The sequence below is a fragment of the Spirosoma soli genome, from assembly GCF_042684525.1.
Taxonomy (GTDB): Bacteria; Bacteroidota; Bacteroidia; order Cytophagales; family Spirosomataceae; genus Spirosoma; species Spirosoma soli.
The window spans coordinates 1-20,910 of record NZ_JBHULN010000012.1 but is presented as its reverse complement, the minus strand read 5'-3'; the positions used below and the strand labels follow the sequence as shown (position 1 = coordinate 20,910).

General features: G+C 53.7%; 8 protein-coding genes and 1 pseudogene. 7 read left to right on the top strand and 2 right to left on the bottom strand.

Going from position 1 to position 20,910, the window contains the following annotated elements:
• Positions 1-42 precede the first annotated feature (42 nt).
• Positions 43-459 carry an OsmC family protein gene (locus ACFSUS_RS18585; protein ID WP_381525235.1) on the bottom strand — a complete coding sequence of 139 codons (417 nt, stop codon included), beginning with the start codon at positions 457-459 and terminating at the stop codon, positions 43-45.
• A gap of 182 nt (positions 460-641) precedes the next feature.
• On the opposite strand from ACFSUS_RS18585, the gene ACFSUS_RS18580 reads away from it, so the two are divergent.
• From ACFSUS_RS18580 to ACFSUS_RS18565, 4 genes are all read left to right on the top strand, one after another.
• On the top strand, positions 642-1,415 hold the full coding sequence (locus ACFSUS_RS18580) for an SGNH/GDSL hydrolase family protein (protein ID WP_381525234.1): 774 nt from the start codon (positions 642-644) through the stop codon (positions 1,413-1,415).
• Positions 1,416-1,808: 393 nt separating this feature from the next.
• Positions 1,809-5,993, top strand: a complete 4,185-nt coding sequence (locus tag ACFSUS_RS18575; protein ID WP_381525233.1) for a hybrid sensor histidine kinase/response regulator transcription factor — start codon at positions 1,809-1,811, stop codon at positions 5,991-5,993.
• A 325-nt stretch (positions 5,994-6,318) separates the two neighbouring features.
• Positions 6,319-6,882 (top strand): RNA polymerase sigma factor, encoded by a 564-nt coding sequence (locus ACFSUS_RS18570; protein WP_381525232.1) that lies wholly within the window; start codon positions 6,319-6,321, stop codon positions 6,880-6,882.
• A gap of 278 nt (positions 6,883-7,160) precedes the next feature.
• Positions 7,161-10,142: a 7TM-DISM domain-containing protein gene (locus tag ACFSUS_RS18565; RefSeq protein ID WP_381525231.1), complete on the top strand. Its 2,982-nt coding sequence runs from the start codon at positions 7,161-7,163 to the stop codon at positions 10,140-10,142.
• 58 nt (positions 10,143-10,200) lie between these two features.
• Here ACFSUS_RS18565 and ACFSUS_RS18560 read toward each other — a convergent pair whose 3' ends face one another.
• Complete coding sequence (locus tag ACFSUS_RS18560; protein WP_381525230.1) at positions 10,201-11,757, bottom strand: sulfatase-like hydrolase/transferase; 1,557 nt, start codon at positions 11,755-11,757, stop codon at positions 10,201-10,203.
• 397 nt (positions 11,758-12,154) lie between these two features.
• Here ACFSUS_RS18560 and ACFSUS_RS18555 point away from each other — a divergent pair.
• From ACFSUS_RS18555 to ACFSUS_RS18545, 3 genes and pseudogenes are all read left to right on the top strand, one after another.
• Positions 12,155-12,325: pseudogene (locus tag ACFSUS_RS18555) on the top strand (phage tail protein); the annotation flags it as partial.
• Positions 12,326-12,468: 143 nt separating this feature from the next.
• A complete protein-coding gene (locus tag ACFSUS_RS18550; RefSeq protein WP_381525229.1) occupies positions 12,469-14,238 on the top strand; it encodes a hypothetical protein in 1,770 nt (589 codons plus the stop codon).
• On the top strand, positions 14,235-20,910 hold a 6,676-nt coding region (locus ACFSUS_RS18545; protein WP_381525228.1), incomplete at its 3' end, for a choice-of-anchor Q domain-containing protein. The genes ACFSUS_RS18550 and ACFSUS_RS18545, both read left to right, overlap by 4 nt.

Below are 20,910 nucleotides of genomic sequence, written 5' to 3'. Positions count from 1 at the left end.
GCGCTGGCTTTCCACTCATTCGCTCATTCGCTCATTCACTATTTAAGCCAACGTCGCATCCACGCTGATGGTGGTGTTGAATAGCTTCGAGATGGGGCAATTGTGCTCGGCATGATCAACCAGTTCGTCGAACTTGGCTTTGTCGAGGCCTGGTACAGCCGCCTTAAGGGTCAGTTTTGAGCTGGTGATGCCGCTATCCTCCAGGGTGATGTCGCACTTGACATCCAGCGAATCAGCGGCAAAACCCGCTTGTTGAATGTTGAAGGCTAATTGCATCGCGAAGCAACCCGCATGAGCGGCCGCTACCAATTCTTCGGGATTTGTGCCTACGCCATTTTCAAAGCGAGTGTTGAAGGAATACTGAGTTTGATTGAGAACGGTGCTGGCGGTGGTGAGCGTACCTTTACCATCTTTGCCGGTGCCAGCCCAATGAGCCGACGCGTTGCGGGTAATTTTCATAGACGTAATGAATTTGTTTGGGGCAACTGCTTTTGATGTTGCTACCTGTAAACGGCCGAAGAGGCCCGGTGGTTTGTGGGTTAAGAAAACTTAATCTGAACACACGCATCTGGTTTCAGAAGTGGCTTAAGGTTTTTATTCAATATGAATCGCGTAAAACCGTACCTGTTCGCTAGCCAAAAATGAGTCACAGACTGTCTAAACGGGCATTTCTAAAAACAATAGTTGTCACGGGCCTTGCTCCCGGTCAAACTCTCTTTCAACCGGTCACTACGCTTATCTCACCTGCGGAAGAAAAAGGATTAGTCTTTCTATTTCAGGGCGATTCTATCACCGACGGCAACCGGGGGCGGAATACTGATCCGAACCACATTATGGGTCACGGTTACGCCTTTGCCATTGCCAGCCGCATCGGAGCTGATTTTCCCGAAAACGATTTTACATTTTACAACCGGGGCATTAGTGGCAATCGCGTGCCCGACCTGCAAAAACGTTGGCAGACTGACACGCTGGCGCTCAAGCCTAATGTGCTCAGCATACTGATTGGTGTTAATGACACCGCGTTTTCCATCGATAAACCCGCCGAAGCACCGGGGTTGGATGCTTTCGAGACTGGGTACCGGGACATTTTAACGCAAAGCAAGCAGCAGAACCCAGACACGTTGTTTGTGCTGGGGCTACCATTTGTGTACCCCGTTGGCAAGCGTGCCGAGAACTGGGAGTTGTGGCGGGATGCGGTGGCAAAGCGGCAGGATGTCGTGCGAAAGCTCGCCCAGGAGTTCGACGCGGTGGTAGTCGATTATCCGGCTGCGCTCGATAAAGGCATCAGGCAGAAAAGCGCCGACTATTGGATCTGGGATGGCATCCACCCAACCATATTTGGTCACGAATTGATGGCGCGGGAATGGATAAAGCAGGTTAGATCCCGGCTAAGGTTTTTGAAAAAGTATCGCTAAAAGGCAGTGGCAACATAACCTATTAATAAGACCGATTTCACCGTCGGGATGTAGCCTCCCAAAGTCAGTATGTTCCGGATAAAATCATACCGTCCAGTAGCTATCGCCTAAAGAGAAAGAGATTGATTGGCTAATCAGCCCATTGGTAAGCAATATTAACTACCGGAAAGCGCGGTGGAAATGCGGCTCAAACGTACGCGCGATAACCTCCAGCAACTATATGTTGATCCAACGCCCTAAGGCAACCTTTATACGTTATATCCTTTATTAACAACCTGTTGCACAGGTGGTAATGAAGCTATTTGAAGTGAGTGGCGTAAGTATACATTTTAATAGGTAGAGTAGATATTAGATTTGTCGTTTTGCGTATTTTTAAGGCCAATTTGTCTTATTATGCGTGTACTGTACCTGCTTATTTTCTTTCCCTTATTCCTTTTTGCGCAACCAACCCAGCGTACAACCAAAGGCTGGAAGGAACTGACCATATCCGACGGCCTTTCGCAGGGGATGATTTATGACCTCAAGCAGGACCAGAACGGTTTTGTCTGGGTGGCGACCAAAGACGGACTCAACCGCTACGATGGGCATAACTTCACCGTGTTTACCCACGACCCCTACAACGAATACAGCCTATCCGACAATGCCTGCTCGGCGCTGCTGATCGATAGCCGGGGGCGGCTGTGGGTCGGAACGCTCAACCAGGGATTGAATTTATACGATGCCCAGACTCAACGCTTCTACCACATCGATATTAGTGATCGGCAGTCAACCAATGCGGGTAATTACGAAGTCAGGTTGCTGGCCGAAGACCCCGAGGGCAATATCTGGGTGAATACTGATCAGGACAAACTCTTTAAAATTACCCTGCCGACCGAACTGAAAACGAGTTTCCCCAAGGTCGTCAATTTTACCAGCCAGGCAACGTTTCAGCAGATTACCCTCGCTGGTATGGCCACCAATGCCACGGCTCACCATATTCAGTTTGAGACCGACGGCCGGGCGATTGTGGGGACTACCTATGGTATGTGTCTCTTCAACTGGCGGCACATGACGGGCATGCAAGCGATTAATCGGCCTCCTGGCTTATCACAAAAAGATTGGTCCTTAGTTGACGACGCGGGGGCAGGAGAATACTGGTTTTCTGCCATGAATACCTACATCCATAGCTGGCGGGGAGCCACTCACAAAGCGATTCACCTGCCCAGCCAGACGACCAGCGTACTGGTGAAGCTACTTGATGCAAACACGGTAGCGATAGCTACGCTGGAGTATTTGTGGCTGATGTCACCGGCTCAGCTACTGGCGCAAGAGAGCCTAACCCCGCAAAACGCATTTACGGCTATGCCGCCGGACATGTATGGTCTACGAACGATGACTAAAGATAAAACCGGCTTGATTTGGGTCGGCACAGCCGGGTATGGATTGCGGGTTTTCAATCCGAAAGTCAAGCAATTTAAGACCTACCTGCCCAATACATCCCTGGCCTATCTTACTCAGGACCAACAGGGGCGGTCGTATGCGCGCTATTCGTCAACGTATGGCCGAATCGATGAGGTAACCAATAAGCTCGTGCCATTCCTGAATGGAATAAGGCAATCCAACGACTATCATGTGGATTTCCTGATGCAGAGCAAAGCGGGTGATTTCTGGGTATCAACCATTGATTTTGGTGTTGCGGGAAAATTTCATCAGTTACTCAGGTACTCCAGTAAGGGTGCCTTATTAAACCATTATCCGCTACCGGCTCAAACGGCATTCGGCATCAATCAAAATCAAACCCTCGAAGATAAAGCCGGACAGTTATGGATCGGGGCAACGAACGGAAAACTCCTGCGCTTTGATCCAGTAACGGAATCCTTTACGGTATTTAGCTATAGCCATCTACTTCCGCAGCGTGGTGCCGAGATCGAAACGTCAGCCCTCTATTTTGACCAGACAGGCACGCTCTGGATTGGTACGCCCAGGGGATTGGTGCGAGCGGATCATCCACAGACGAAACCAAGTTTCTCGCTCTACAAGAATAGCCCTGCGGATCGGCAGAGCCTGAGTAACGATGTGGTGTCGAGTATGGTCGATGATCCTTATGAACCGCTTCGGTATTTGTGGGTTAGTACCAAAGGCGGTGGACTAGAGCGGCTGGATAAACACGCCCGGTCCGCCAGTGCGGGCCAATTTCGGCATTTTACCGAAGCGCAGGGGTTGCCTAACAAAGTAGTCTACGGCATTCTGGTCGATGCGTTTAAGAACCTGTGGATGAGTACCAACCGAGGACTAGCTCAGTTCAACCCCCGAACGTTTGCCTTTCGTAATTTTACCAAAGCGGATGGCTTGCAGGACGATGAGTTCAACACGGGTTCGTTTGTCAAGGGAGCTTCGGGTAAACTCTTATTCGGGGGCATAAACGGGCTCACCGAGTTCAACCCGCGCGACGTTGCCGGTAAAACAACTCCTCCCCAGGCGCACATTGTCGGCCTGAAAATCAATAACGAGCCCGTAACAGTCGGCAGTCCAGATGGCATATTATCCCAAAGCATCGAACGTATACCTGCCATCGATTTGTCGTATGATCAGAACGGGGTAACGCTGGAGTTTGCGGTGATGGATTTTACGAACCCGGCCAAAAATAGGTACCGCTACCGATTGAAGGGCATCGACGACAACTGGGTAGCAGGGGGCACCAACCGCTTTGCTAACTACGCCCAGCTACCCGATGGCAACTATACGCTGCAAATGATGGGCTCATCGGATGGGCAAAGCTGGAGCAAACCCGTCGAGCTTCAGATTCGGGTTCATCCGCCGTTGTATCGTACCTGGTGGGCTTATCTGTTCTACGCTATCATTATCGGGGTGAGTGGGTGGCAGTTATACCGGGTGCAGACGCAGCGGCTGCTACTGGAACAACGCCTTGTCTACGAACAGAAAGAAGCCAGTCGGCTGTCGGAGCTCGACGGGTTAAAAACCCAGTTTTTCACCAATATCAGTCACGAATTCCGCACACCGCTCACGCTGATTCTGGGGCCGCTGACCGATCTTACAAAGCGGTTGCCAGGCGAGCCGCTGCTGGCGCTGATGGAGCGGAATGGGCAGCGGCTGCTGAGTCTGATTAATCAACTGCTGGACCTGAGCAAGCTCGAAGCGGGTCAGCTCAAGGCCGAACCGGACTGGGGCGATATGGCTGCATTCTTTCGGACGCTGGCGGCTTCGTTCAGTTCGTTGGCTGATAGCCGCCAGATTGGCTTTACCTTCAGCCAGAATCGGCAGGAATGCCCGGCCCGATTCGACCGCGACAAGCTGGAGAAGATCGTGAGCAACCTGCTGGCCAATGCGTTTAAATTCACCCCGGCAGGTAACGAAGTACGAATGAGTGTCCACTACGTTCACTCTAGTTCGTCCAGCCATGTTCAATTGACAATCGAAGACACCGGTATCGGTATTGCGGCCGAGCATGTTGGGCACATTTTCGAACGGTTCTACCAGGCCGACGGTCGTTCGAATCGGGCCTACGAGGGGACTGGTATCGGCTTAGCCCTGGTGCATGAGCTGGTTAAGGTATTGGGAGGCAACATCGACGTAACCAGTACGGAAGGCGTCGGGACTACTTTTATCGTCACCCTACCGTTGGAAGCCAGGGAGGAGGCCAGTCGCGAATCGGTGCCAGTAACCGCAAAGGTTGGTTCGCCAGCCGTAGTATCCTTCGGCGAAGGCCTTGATAGCCAACCGGAGGAGCCAGCCGCCAGCGGGGCTATACGGGATGGGGCCGAGAATCTTCTGCTGATTATTGACGACAACGCCGATATTCGGGCTTACCTAAAAAGCATCTTCGCTGCTGATTACCAGATTCTGGAAGCCAGTGATGGGGTAGATGGCCTGGAAAAGGCTACCGCCAGCCTGCCTGATCTGGTCATTTGTGACCTGATGATGCCCCGGCTCGACGGCTTTGGCTTCTGCAAAGTCCTTAAAAGTCAGGAGGCAACCAGCCACATTCCGGTCGTAATGCTCACGGCCAAAGCTACCGTCGAAGACCGTATTGAGGGCTTTGAGCTAGGGGCCGACGACTACCTGACCAAGCCCTTCAACCGGGCCGAGATGCAGGCTCGGGTTCGTAACCTGGTTCAACAACGCCAGCGATTATTCCAACGTTTAACGGCGCTGACGTCCCAGGACTCGGTGGATGTGGAGCCTGGGGCATCTGCTGAACCGACCTTGCTTAAGGCGGAGCAAGAGTTCATAGATCGGTTGGGGGCAGTGGTGCTACAACACATCGACCAGGCCGACTTTACGGTCGAGATGTTGGCGGAGAACGTCAACCTTAGCCGGACGCAGCTCCACCGTAAACTGAGAGCCGTAGCTAATTTAACGGCGACTAGTTTTATCAGAAACATTCGACTTGCAAAAGCGACTGAACTTTTGAGCAATGGCGAAGAAAATGTCTCCCAGGTGGCCTACGCTGTCGGCTTTGATAACCTGTCTTACTTTGCCAAAGTGTTTCAGGAGCGGTACGGTGTACTTCCCTCACAATATAGCCGGACTAGTCACGGCCGGGTCAATCCAGACCGGACGACCGTATCGTCTGCGTAAAGCTTGAGCAGAGCTGTACTAATCGCCTTTGAAAGAGATTCTTAACGCAGCTCAGCTTGATAGCCTTATCGATTGAGCAGCGACTGATCGCTTTGCCCCGTGAACGTATTCCCTGCCCGAAAAGCCCGCACAAACGGGCTTTTTTATGCGTATGTAACATGAGTGGTAAAGAATGTAACACCAGCGTTAGCAGCTGAATGTGGGTTTACGCTACTTGCCGGGGTATTTCAACGTCATTGAATACCCGTAATGATAGGGTTTATAGTCTGTTGCTGGCATTTGCTGTAAGGTACCATCAGGAGATTGTTTAACTCACTAGTCAAGTATGAAAAAAAGCAAAATTACCGATGAACAGTTGGCTGATACGTTTGTGACTTATCAATCAGCGGAAAGCTTTAGCGTGCTTTACAACCGCTATATCCACAAAGTATACAAAACCTGTTTCACGCTGACTAAGGATGTCTCGGCGGCTGAAGATTATACGCAGGATATCTTCATTAAAGTCTTTGAGCGACTAGGTTCATTCCGTAACCGCTCCTCGTTCTCCAGTTGGCTATACGCCATTTCCTACCACTATTGCCTGGACCGGATTCGGCTCAACAAACGTATGCTCGTTGAACCCTTGCCGGATGAAGTAACTGGCGAGATCGAAACTTGTGCGCTGGACTTCGATGGGGTCGAGGGAACCGACCTGCGCCTGTCGGCACTTGACCGCGCCCTTCGGCACCTATCGGCTAAAGAGATTGAGCTATTGACGCTCAAGTACGAGCAGGGGCTGTCTGTTCAGGCGTTGAGCAAGCGCTATCAACTATCGGAAAGTGCTGTGAAGATGCGGCTCAAACGTACGCGCGACAAACTCCAGCAATTGTACGTTGAGCCAGGGCTTTAAGCAAAATGAGTCATAACAATTTACGATCAGTTGAGAGCTCGTCTGGGAAATGGCTCTGCTTCCCAAATTTTAAATGATAAACAGCACAGGAAGTTGTCCAATGTTTAATCATGGTGGCGTAAGCACTGGTTATTCCTGTAGTTTATGCGATTTTCTGCCTCTGCAATGGTTATCGATGGTAATTGCTGAAAGTCAGTAGTGTAAGTATACAAATTAATAGTTGGCGTAGATCTATAGTTTGCCATTTTGTGTACTTTTAAGGCCGAACTGGTCTTACTATGCGCATACTTTACGTACTTGTTTTCTTTCCGTTCTGGCTCGGTGCTCAACCTAAAGAAGGGGCAGGTATAAGCAATCCCCATCAGTCGGCTTCTTCAAGTCAGGTAACGGTCGTCAGCGACACGACTAAATTTGCTTCTGTTGGTGAGCGGATGGGGATTTTGGAGGATAAAACCGGTCGTCTGACGTTTGAGCAGGTACAGCGTCGGCACGACTTTGTGCCTAGCCGATCGGAAAATTTTCAATATGGATTTTCATCGAGCGCCTACTGGTTTCGGTTTACCATCAGGAATCAGAGCCAGGAGAACACAAAGCACTGGTTGCTGGGCCTGCTGGATGCGGCTACCCTGGACTATGTTGATCTGTATTTAGTGTACCCCAATGGGCAAGTCAAGCACCAGATGGGTGGCCTGAAGCGACCTTACGTTGATCAGGGGTTTTTCGCTACTACTCCGTTTTTTCGGGTCACATTACCTAAGAATGCTCCCGTTACCGTTTATTTTCGGATTAAGAGCAGTCTGACAATGTATGGCAAAGTGACCGTCTGGGAGGAGTATTACAATTTGAGTAAAGGCCGGGTCATCATTTTTGCCATCTGGATGTTTCTGGGCCTATTCATTCTTCGGTCGCTCAATAACTTCGTCCTGGCCCGGTTCATCCCCGATCCTCAGTTTCGGTTCTACGCTGTCTGTACCTTTTTATTGTATCTGTCCACCCTATCGCGCACCGGCGTGTATCCCATTATTTTTTCGGGTCATCCTCACCTGCTGGAATGGATGCATTACGGTATGGGGCGTATGCTGCCGGTGGGCATGGGTGCCTGGATGTATAATCTCCTCGATAACCGACCGGCCTTTCGTCCGCTGCGTTGGTTACTGCTGGGCGTTATGGGTGTGTGTATTCTTGGCGTATTTCTTCCTTTCTTAATACAACGGGCAGACGTAGGTCTGTTCTTTGCCAGCATATCAACACTGATGTATGGTCTGTTTTTCCTGAATGTAATCCTCATCTGGTTTACTCCTCACCGTACTCGATTCCACTTTGTCTTACCTATTACGCTATGTACAATTCCGTTCTTTGTTTATCAGTTGCAAACCTTGTCGCTCATCTCTTACAGGCCAATCATTAGCCAACTGGCCTTGGTGGCTCTGGCCATTGAGATGGTATCGATGTCATTGGTGTTGGGGCGGATTGTTCAGTCTTACATTAAAGACCGGATCACTACGGCTGACGCGCTGATTCGGGAAAAAGTAGAGGTTGACAAACTTCAGGAGTTAGACGCGGTAAAAACGCAGTTTTTTGCCAACATCAGCCACGAGTTCCGTACGCCGTTGACCCTGATTCTCGGTCCTTTGACCGATCTCAAACAACGCTTCCCTGCCGAACCAATACTGACTCTGGTGGAGCGGAACGGCCAACGACTACTCAGCCTGATTAATCAACTGCTCGACCTTAGTAAGCTCGAAGCAGGTCAGCTCAGGGCCGAACCCAAGCAGGATGACATGGCCGCTTTCTTCCGTACGCTGACGTCTTCGTTCCGCTCGCTGGCCGACAGTCGGCAGATTCGCTTTACCGTCAATCAGAATATGCAGGCGTGCCCGGCCAGTTTTGACGTCGATAAACTGGAGAAAATCACTACGAATCTGCTGGCCAATGCCTTCAAGTTTACGCCGTCGGGCAACGAAGTACGAATGAGTGTCCACTACGAACCCTCGGGCCAACCGGAACGTGTAAAGCTCACGGTTGCCGACACGGGCATTGGGATCGCTCCTGAACACGCAGCCCATATCTTCGAGCGATTCTACCAAGTCGATGGTCGGGCCAACCGGTCCTACGAAGGTACAGGTATCGGACTGGCGCTGGTGCATGAACTGGTCAAAGTGCTCGGTGGTACCATTGACGTAGCCAGTACGGAAGGGGTAGGAACCACCTTCGTTGTTACGTTGCCGCTCGTTACCGTTGACACCCTCGCCCCCCGAACTATGGCCCCACCTATCCCCGTGGAGCTGCCGGGCTGGTCGGCGCTGTCACCGGGTAGGGAGGTAGAGCCCACAGGAGCTGAACCATCACTTGCCACTGACAATGTTTTACTCATCATTGACGACAATGCCGACATCCGGACCTATGCCCGCAGCATCTTTGGGGGAGAGTACCAGATTCTGGAAGCCGTCGATGGGCAGGAAGGATTCGAAAAAGCAACCGCTAGCCTACCTAACCTGGTCATCTGTGATTTGATGATGCCCCGGCTGGATGGCTTCGGATTTTGTAAAGCTTTAAAAAGCCAGGAAGCGACCAGTCATATTCCGGTGATCATGCTTACCGCCAAGGCGACAGTTGAGGATCGCATTGAGGGTTTCATGCTGGGGGCTGACGACTACCTGACGAAGCCTTTCCACCGGGCCGAACTTCAGGCCAGAGTACGTAACCTGATCCTGCAGCGCCAACGCCTGTACCAACGCTTTACAACGGCAACTCCCGAACTGGTAGAGAACATAAACGTATCAACACTTGTCGAACCACTCGAACTGCCTCAACCAGGCTTGTTGAAGACCGAGCAGGCGTTTCTGGACCGGCTTAAGGCAGTCGTGTTACAGCATCTTGATCAAACCGACTTTACCGTCGAAATTCTGGCCGAAGCCGTTAATATGAGCCGGGTGCAACTGCACCGTAAACTCAAAGCATTGACCAATTTGACGACCACCGAGTTTATTCGGCACACTCGCCTGACAGTGGCTACTGAGCTACTACGAAAGGGCGATCAAAACGTTACTCAGGTGGCGTTAGCGGTGGGCTTCGACAATCTGTCTTATTTCGCCAAAGTATTTCAGGAACAGCACGGGGTAACACCTTCTCAGTATAGTCGGGTCACGCCAGACCGGGTCACGCCAGACCGGGTCACGCCAGACCGGGTCACGCCAGACCGGGTCACGCCAGACCCGTCAGCAAACGATAAAGCATCCATGATCTCAGTTGAAAAGTAGTATCCGGTCAAACCTATAAGGTCTCAAAGACCTTATAGGTTTATACTGCCAGCACCACCTACCGCATAGATGCGAGTTCGTCCTCGATCATCGTGACCGCTCCCAGCTTTTCTTCTTCCAGGGCCAGTAGTTTTCGGTGAAGTCGTTCGCGCTCGGCTGCAATGACTGAATCGTTATAAAGCGGGCTGTTTGGGTTAGCCAGGTTATGGGTTTCGTTCGGGTCGTGATGTAAATCGTACATCTCGTACTCGCGGGGGTAGCTTTGGGGCGGGTCCTGCTCAGGCGGAGCAATGTAGAAGTAGTAGGCGTACTTCCAGCGCTCTTCGCGGATGCAGCGGATGCGGTTGGCCGCGGGTAAGGGGTTAATTTCGTTGCCATTGCCCGCCCGGAAATCATCGAACGTAAACAGGATGGCGTCCTGCACGACCTCGCTCGTCTGCGGGTGCCGAATCACCGGCGACAGATCGCAGCCCCGGAACGTATAGCCTAGTGGGTTACCCAGCTTGAGCAGGCCGTCGATGGTCGGCATCATATCCACTAAGCTGAAAAACTGATTGCTAACCTGAGCGTGGGGGAACAGCACCGGGTTCGAGATGACCATGGGTACACTCATGGTTTCTTCGTAGGCGTTGAAGATCTTCTGCCGCATGCCGTTGTGGGTCATGCCCATCTCGCCATGATCGGCCGTGCGGACAACGATGGTACTGTCGGCCAGCGACCGCCCGGTGGCCGTATCGAATACCTGATAAAGTACATCAAGCACGGAGTTGATCTGCGCATCGGTGTGGGCAATCAGATTGCCGTAGAAATTTAGATACTGCCGCTTCATCTCGTCGGTAGGCAGGGGGCCGAGCCCTTCGGCCAGGTAAGGCACCAGCAGTTGCTGCACGGTGGGTTTGTGGCTGAGGTCTTCGTGTACCGTGGCGGGTAGTTGAATGTCACCCTCCAGGTATTCCGGAGCATAGTCTTCTCTCCAGTCTTTCGGAAAGGCCAGCACGTCGTGGGGATTCACCAGCGACAGAAACAGGGCAAAGGGCTCAGGGTTATTGCCCTGCTGTACGTTATAGAGGAAGTTGATGGCCTGATTAACATACGCCAGGTCGCGATTGGCCCGCCCCCCACCGAAGTGTTCCGGGGCCACATCCTCGCCCGCATCGGGCGGGATCCAGCCCGAGAAGCCGTAGGCCAGCATATCCTTGGGAACCATGTTATCGAAACCACCATACGTGTCTTTGGACAAGTGCCACTTGCCAATATAGCTCACATTATATCCACTGGCACTCAGCATATAGGACATATTCTGCGTGTCTGTGGCCAACTCGGGTTCCTTATCAGAGTAAGTCATGTCCTGAGTGAGCGTCAGGATGACGCTGTGCTCGGGCGGAAACAGACCCGTAAACAGCGTCGCACGGCTGGGCGAACACATGCACGTACTACAGAAGGCCTGGGTAAAGGTAAGGCCGTTTTTGCGGAGCCGGGGCATAGCCGTCAGGTTCTGTTCTTCCCACCCGGGTGGGAAGTGCATCAGCCCCCGATCCTGGTCGGTGATAATGAAAAGAAGGTTAGGTTTTTGGGGTAATGCGTTAGGCGAAGGTACTGGTTTTTTAGGGTGCATAAAGAGAAATAGCTTACTACGCAACTGAACCGTTCAATTGCCTCGGCAAGTAGCGTATCTACCAGAGAACGTGCTAACACTCTTGTTTCAATTGTTAACAATTATGTTACATCGATAACTTTTTGTTAGTAATCAATGCTGTTGGTTAGCGTTGGTTTTCGGAGCATAGGACAGGATGTTGCCGGGAGAGTTATTGCATAATAGCTGTGTAAATCTTTGGAAAAACTAGTTTATAGACCTGTATGTAACATAAGTGGTAAAAGTTGTAACAGGAGTGTTAGCGCAGAAGTGAAGCTAGAGCGTACTTGCTGCCCTATTTGTAAGTAAAAAAGTGTTACCAGGTTTTCTATTTCATTTACTGTAAAAACGCATCACTACTGTAGAACCATTCATTGGTATGATTGCCCTATTCAGCTTCGACTTCGCGCCCAAAGGCTGGGCTTTCTGCGATGGACGCTTATTATCTATCGCCCAAAATAATGCTTTGTTCGCCCTCATCGGCACCACCTACGGCGGGGACGGCATCACCACCTTTGCCCTGCCCGATTTGCGGGGTCGTACCGCGCTCAGGGTATAGTCGTTTTCATACTTCCCAAGTCACGAAGCATAACTAGCTCTAGTGGCATTGCTCGGGTACTACGTCATACAAGTCTATGTTAACCGATTTTTTGTTTTACCTGGTTGGTTCTTGTCACCTGCTTTTGTTCAATTATGATGAACTTTTCCGTTTCAACCCGTCTGATTACCCACATCAAGGCTTTTCTCCATGTTCGCCTGTCGGCCTATCGTCTGTTTCCATGTAGGCGAACGTTATTGCCGGGGCTGGTGCTGATGCTCACCAGCCTATTGCCTGCTAAGGCTCAGATTTATTATACCCTGAGCGACGGGGCTACCACCACCCGAACCGACCAGCTCCGAAGAGTGAATGCCGATGGAACAGGGGATGTGCAGATCGCTACCAACTTCGCCGATTTTCCAGGCGTGGTAGTCATCGACCAGGCTAACAACCGGGTATTTGTGGCCGAGCAACGGCCGAGCGTATTGCCAAAGGTGTATGCGGTCAACCTGAGTTCGAGAGTCAGCACGACCTTTGTCAGTTCGACCCAGTCGGGCAGTGCTTGCGCCGGACTGGCCATTGACCCCGTGAATCGCTATCTGTATTATCTCGTCAGCGACAATGTGGCCGCTACCAACACCGATCAACTGCGTCGAATCAATCTGGACGGCACGGGCGATGTGCAACTGGCCACTGGCTTTGTTCAACTCCCCGGAGTCATGATTCTCGATGCCGCCAACAACCGGCTGCTGATTGCCGACGCCCGTCCGTCGGCCCCTAAGATCCTGGCGGTGGACCTGAGCAATAATGCCGTTACAACCTTTCTGACAAATGTTAGTGCCGTAACCGGTATGACGGTTGACCCGACCAACAATTACCTGTACTACGAAGTGAGCGACGGCCTGGGAGCTGGTACCAATGATCAGCTGCGACGAGTTAATTTAGACGGAACAGGGGATGTACAGTTGGCTACGGGCTACATTAATTTACCCGGCGACCTGGCGCTAGATGCGGACAACAACCGCATAATCGCAGCCGATAACCGCACCAATACTCCCCGGATTCTGGCTATCGACCGGGCTGATAACACAAGCAGCGTGCTGTTTACGCCACCTGGCACCGGTGCGTTTAGTATTCAGGGAATGGCCTTTTTGAAGGCATGTACCTCTTTATACACGGTCACTAACACCAACGATGCGGGAGCGGGGAGTTTACGGCAGGCCATGCTCGACGTAACCACCTGTCCGGGTCCGTTTACGATCACTGCCAGTGTGAGTGGCACAATCAATCTGGCCTCTGCACTGCCCAACATCACTCAAGACATCGCCTTCATCGGGCCAGGGGCCAGCAGCCTCACCGTGCGCCGAAGCTCGGGGGGTAACTATCGCATTTTTAACATTCCTAATAACAACACGGTCAGTTTCGACGGCTTTACCATTGCCGATGGGTTAGCCGATCAGGGTGACGGGGGGGGCATCAGAAATAATGGCGTTTTGACCTTGTCTAACTGCGTTATCCGAAATAATCGAGCTACCTCAGCTGGGGGCGGTGTTCGTAATTTAGATAGGTTAACGGTCAGTAACTGCCGTTTCGAAGGAAATTCTGCTGGAACATTTGGGGGGGGATTGTATGCATTTGGCACATTGCTGAGTGTTACCAACAGTACCTTCATCAATAATACTTCTAATGAGGGGGGGGATTATATGCATTTGGCAGTGTTGCTAACGCTACGCTCGTTAATTGTTTGTTTGCAGGCAATTCAGCGGATTTTGGCGGGGGAGGGAGATTCAGGACAAACTTTACGGTCACCAATTGTACTTTCAGCAACAATATTGGCAATGTCGGGGGAGGGGCAATTGATGCGTCAGGAAGTTCAGGATTGTCAGGAAGTTCAGGATTATTTACCAACAGCACCTTTAGCTTGAATAAAAGCGATGACGGGGGAGGTGTCCGTCTTAATGAAGAGACTACCGCTACGTTCAAAAATTGTATCATCGCCGGTAACACTAATCAGGCTGGTACGGCCCCTAATGACATCGATAATAATGGCACGATCAGTGGTTCCAGCTATAACGTGATCGGCACGGGCGGTTCGGGCGGGCTTACCAACGGAGTTAATAACAACATCGTCGGGGTCGATGCCCTGCTGGCCCCTTTAGGCAACTACGGCGGCCCCACCCAGACCCACGCCCTGCTGCCGGGAAGTCCGGCCATCAACGCCGGTACGACCTCGGGCGCCCCCACCACCGATCAGCGCGGCATTGCGCGGGAAGGGGCTAACGACATCGGCTCGTTTGAGTCGCGGGGCTTTGCGGTAGCCCTCACCAGCGGCAACAATCAGTCGGCTACGGTCGGTACGGCCTTTGCCAGTCCGTTGCTGGTAACAGTGCTCAGTGCCAACAGTGAGCCGGTCAAGGGCGGGGTAGTGACTTACAGCGGGCCGGGCTCGGGTGCGAGCATCAATCCAGTATCGGTCACGGCCAGCATTGACGGTGAGTTAGCCGGAGCCCGTGTTACGGCCAATGCCACGGCGGGAGGCCCCTACACCGTAGCAGCTACAGTCAGAGGGGCATCGCTAACGACCAACTTCAGCCTGACCAACAGCCCGGCAGCACCGACCATTGCCGGTTTCAGTGCGGTGGACAACACGGTTTGTGCGGGTAGCCCCATCACGTTTACGGCCACGGTGGGTAACGTGACGGGCAGCTACAACTACACCCTCACCAACGGCACCAGTTCTACGAGTGCGACGACCAGCAGCCCGGCTTTCAGTCAGAACCTGACAGCCAGTGGTTCGGGTGCTCAGAGTTTCACGCTGACGGTGAACGACGGCGACCCATCGGCCACGGCCACCACCAGTGTGACGGTGAGTGTTAGTTCGTTTGTGGTCACCAACACTAACGATGCGGGAGCGGGGAGTTTGCGGCAGGCCATGCTCGACGTGGCGGCCTCAACCTGCCCGGGGCCGTTCACCATCACGGCTACTGCCAGCGGGACCATCAACCTGGCTTCGGTGCTGCCTGATATTGTCGATGATGTGACCTTCATCGGGCCGGGGGCCAGCAACCTCACCGTACGCCGGAGTTCGGGGGGTAACTACCGTATTTTTACTATACCCAGTGCGAACACGGTTAGTTTCAGCGGGTTTACCGTTTCTGATGGAATAGAGATCGACGGGGGGGGTATCAAGAACAATGGAATGTTAACCTTGTCTAACTGCGTTATTTCGAACAATCAGACGACAGATAATCAAAATGGAGCGGGTGTTAGTAATGCTAACCAGTTGACAGTCATTGCTTGCACGTTTAATGGCAATAGAGCCAGCGGAGCCGGAGGGGGAATTTATAATATTGGATCGACTTTAAGTATAACGAACAGTCTGTTTACGGGAAATGCTGCTGGTGGAAACGGCAACCCTAACGAAGGAGGTGCATTACTCTCGCTTAATACGGCCACGATAACCAATTGTCTGTTCACGGGCAATAGTGCAACCGATAGTGGAGGAGGGGCATCACTAAGAGATGGCTCACTTATTACCAACTGTACCTTTAGTGGTAATACGGCGAGCTCGGCGGCTGCACTTCTTGTTGGTGCGTCAACTTTGATTAACACGACAATTACGAATAACACCGGGGGAGCGGCAGTAAGAACACTTGGCAATGGCCCTGTTCTGAAGAACTGTATTGTTGCCAGAAACCCCCAGGGCAATATTTCTGGCGGCAGTGTGGATGCCTCCTCTTCGTTCAACGTAGTCGGCGCGGGTGGTTCGGGCGGGCTTACCAATGGGGTTAATAACAATATCATAGTGTTCAATCCCCTGCTGGCTCCGCTGGGTAACTACGGCGGTCCTTTCCAGACCCACGCCCTGCTGCCGGGTAGCCCGGCCATCAACGCCGGTACGACCTCGGGCGCCCCCACCACCGATCAGCGCGGCATTGCGCGGGTAGGGGCTACCGACATCGGTTCCTTCGAGTCGAGGGGCTTTGCGGTAGCCCTCACCAGCGGCAGCAGCCAGTCGGCTACAGTCAATACGGCCTTTGCCAACCCGCTGCGGGTAACGGTGAGCAGTGCCAACAGTGAGCCGGTCGATGGCGGGGTAGTGACCTACACCGGTCCAGGCTCGGGGGCGAGCATCAATCCGGTATCGGTCACGGCCAGCATTGCCAGTGGGGTAGCCGGAGCCAGTGTCACGGCCAACGCCACGGCGGGAGGCCCCTACACGGTGGCGGCCACAGCCAATGGCGCAAGCCCGACGATCAACTTCAACCTGACCAACAGCCCGGGAGTACCGACCATTGCCGGTTTCAGTGCGGTGGACAACACGGTTTGTGCGGGTAGTCCCATCACGTTTACGGCCACGGTGGGTAACGTGACGGGCAGCTACAACTACACCCTCACCAACGGCACTAGTTCTACGAGTGCGACGACCAGCAGCACAGATCTGAGCCAGAGCCTGACAGCCAGTGGTTCGGGTGCTCAGAGTTTCACGCTGACGGTGAACGACGGTGGCCCATCGGCCACGGCCACCACGAGTGTGACGGTGAGTGTCAGGGTTAGCTCGTTTGTGGTCACCAACACTAACGATGCAGGGGCGGGGAGTTTGCGGCAGGCCATGCTCGACGTGGCGGCCTCGACCTGCCCGGGGCCGTTCACCATCACAGCCACTGCCAGCGGGACCATCAACCTGGCTTCGGTGCTGCCTGATATTGTCGATGATGTGACCTTCATCGGGCCGGGGGCCAGCAACCTCACCGTACGCCGGAGCTCGGGGGGAAACTATCGCATTTTTAACATTCCTAATAATAACACGGTCAGTTTTAGTGGATTTACCATTGCCGATGGGTTTGCCGATCAGGATAACGGGGGGGGTATTAATAGCGGAGGTTCATTAACCCTGACCAATTGCCTATTTCGAAATAATAGTGCTACCTACGAAGGGGGCGGGGTAAGAACTATTACTGTTCAACTGATCGTCAATGGTTGTTCGTTTGTAAGTAATTCAGGTCCTACAGGTGCTGCTATTTGTCAAAAATATGGCTCATTAAATGTTACCAATACATTGTTTTCTGGTAATATATCTAGTAATGTTGGTGGCGGAATTTTTTCTGCTGGTGGGCCTGCCACAATTACGAATTGCTTATTCACCGCCAATCAGGCATTCGAGGGAGGAGGGATTGGTTTTCGTGACAACACTACTGGTCTTATAACCAATTGTACATTTAGTGGCAACCGAGTAAACAGTCGTGGTAGTGCAGTCAGTTTGAAAGACGACGCAAGCGCTACGCTCATCAACACAACCATCTCAGCGAACATAGCCAATGAAGGGGCTATTTTTACCAATAGTTCTGGTGCGTTGGTGCTCAAAAACTGTATCGTTGCGGGCAATAGCGCAAATGCCAATCCTGATATTGCTGGTTCTGTCGCGGCAAATTCTTCCTACAATGTGATCGGCACTAGCGGTTCGAGTGGCTTAACCAACGGGGTCAGTAACAACCAGGTAGGCGTTGATGCCCTGCTGGCTCCGCTGGGTAACTACGGCGGTCCTTTCCAGACCCACGCCCTGCTGCCGGGTAGCCCGGCCATCAACGCCGGTACGACCTCGGGCGCCCCCACCACCGATCAGCGGGGCATTGCGCGGGTAGGGGCTACCGACATCGGTTCCTTCGAGTCGCGGGGCTTTACGCTGGCCCGCACCGGCGGCAACAATCAGTCGGCTACGGTCGGTACGGCCTTTGCCAACCCGCTGCTGGTAACAGTGGTCAGTGCCAACAGTGAGCCGGTCGATGGCGGGGTAGTGACCTACACCGGTTCAGGCTCGGGGGCGAGCATCAATCCGGTATCGGTCACGGCCAGCATTGCCAGTGGGGTAGCTGGAGCCAGCGTTACGGCCAACGCCACGGCGGGAGGCCCCTATACGGTGACAGCCACAGCCAATGGCGTAAGCCCAACGATCAACTTCAACCTGACCAACAGCCCGGCAGCACCGACCATTGCCGGTTTCAGTGCGGTGGACAACACGGTTTGTGCGGGTAGTCCCATCACGTTTACGGCCACGGTGGGTAACGTGACGGGCAGCTACAACTACACCCTCACCAACGGCACTAGTTCTACGAGTGCGACGACCAGCAGCACAGCTCTGAGCCAGAGCCTGATAGCGGCTGGCTCGGGTGTGCAGACCTTCACCCTGATTGTGAGCGACAACAGTCAGACGAGTAGGGCCACCACCAGCGTAACGGTCAATGCCCTACCCACGGCAACCCTGACGAACAACGGGCCGTTGACCTGTTCTCAGACCAGCGTGACGCTGACGGCCAGTGGTGGCAGCAGTTACACCTTCACCAGCCCAGGGGGCGGGGTGCTGGCAGGAAGTGGCAACACTCGTACTGTGAGCAGTGCAGGCAGCTACTCGGTGACCATCGCCAACGCCAGTGGGTGTGTGAGCAGCACCAGCACGACGGTGAGCAGCACCACGGCGGTGATCACGGTCAGCAATCCAGTCACCAACACTGTCAACATCAACCAGCCCTTCAGCCAGACCTTTACGGCCAGTGGTGGGGTGGCTCCGTACAGTTTCAGCATCAGCAGTGGCAGTCTGCCGACGGGTCTGAGTTTGTCGGGCACGGGCGTGCTTAGTGGCACGCCGACGCAGGGGGGCAGCTTCACGGTGGTGGTGCGGGGTCAGGATGCCAACGGCTGCTTCGATCTGGGGCCTTCGTATGTGCTGACGGTGAACGCCACGCCAACCATCTCGGGCTTCAACACCCTGGACAACACGGTTTGTGTGGGTAGTCCCATCACGTTTACAGCTACGGTGGGTAACGTGACGGGCAGCTACAACTACACCCTCACCAACGGCAGCAGCACCTTGATTACTGCCAGCAGCAACACTGCCTTCAGCCAAACGCTGACCGCCGGCGGATCAGGTAGCCAGAGCTTCACGCTGACGGTGAATGACAACGGACAGAGCGGCCAGGCCACCACCAGCGTAACGGTCAACAGTTTGCCTATCCTTGACCTTACTGCGGCCAACGTCTGTGTAGGGCAAGCGGTCAGTCTGTCGGCTACTAGTGGCTTGAGTTCATACACGTTCACGGGGCCTTCCGGGGTGATCAGCGGCTCAGGCAATACCCGCTTGGTAGGGGGGGTATCGGCAGGCACTTACAGCTTCAGTGTGACTGCAACCAATGCCAACGGTTGCCGCAATACCGATGTGGTCAGCGTGACAGTTAATGCCCTACCAACGCCAACGCTGAGTGCGAGCCCGTCTACCACATTGACCTGTGCCCAAACTTCACTGACCTTAACGGCAGGGGGTGGCAACAGCTACGTCTTCTCGGGTCCGGGCGTGGTGAGCCAGAGCGGCAACACGGCCGTGGTCAACGCCAGCGGCACTTACTCAGTGACGGTCACTAACACGGCCACGGGCTGTGCCAGCACCACCAGCATCAGCATCAGCCGGGAGGCCAGTGCACCAACGCCAACGTTGAGTGCGAGCCCCTCCACCACACTGACCTGTGCCCAGACTTCACTGACCTTAACGGCAGGCGGGGGCAACAGCTATGGCTTCTCGGGTCCGGGCGTGGTGAGTCAGAGTGGCAACACAGCCGTGGTCAACGCTAGTGGTACTTACTCAGTGACGGTGACCAACACGGCCACGGGCTGCGCCAGCACCACCAGCATCAGCATCAGTCGGGAGGCCAGTGCACCAACGCCAACGCTGAGTGTGAGCCCCTCCACCACACTGACCTGTGCCCAAACTTCACTGACCTTAACGGCAGGGGGTGGCAACAGCTATGGCTTCTCGGGTCCGGGCGTGGTGAGCCAGAGTGGCAACACAGCCGTGGTCAACGCTAGTGGTACTTACTCGGTGACGGTGACCAACACGGCCACGGGCTGCGCCAGCACCACCAGCATCAGCATCAGTCGGGAGGCCAGTGCACCAACGCCAACGCTGAGTGCGAGCCCCTCCACCACACTGACCTGTGCCCAGACTTCACTGACCTTAACGGCAGGCGGGGGCAACAGCTATGGCTTCTCGGGTCCGGGCGTGGTGAGTCAGAGTGGCAACACGGCCGTGGTCAACGCTAGTGGTACTTACTCGGTGACGGTCACTAACACGGCCACGGGCTGTGCCAGCACCACCAGTATCAGCATCAGTCGGGAGGCCAGTGCACCAACGCCAACGCTGAGTGCGAGCCCGTCTACCACATTGACCTGTGCCCAAACTTCACTGACCTTAACGGCAGGGGGTGGCAACAGCTATGGCTTCTCGGGTCCGGGCGTGGTGAGTCAGAGTGGCAACACGGCCGTGGTCAACGCTAGTGGTACTTACTCAGTGACGGTCACTAACACGGCCACGGGCTGCGCCAGCAGTACCAGCATCACTGTCGAGAGTAGCACGACGGCAGCTCAAGTGAGTATCAGTCCATTAAGTGCTACGCTGACGTGTGCCAGTCCAACCGTGAGTCTGACGGCACTAGGCGCAGGCAATGTGCGCTGGAATACAAACGAAACAAGTCCAGTGATCTCGGTGAGTGCAACCGGCACTTACTCGGTGACCCTGACCAATGCCAGTAGTTGCACGGCCACGGCTAGTG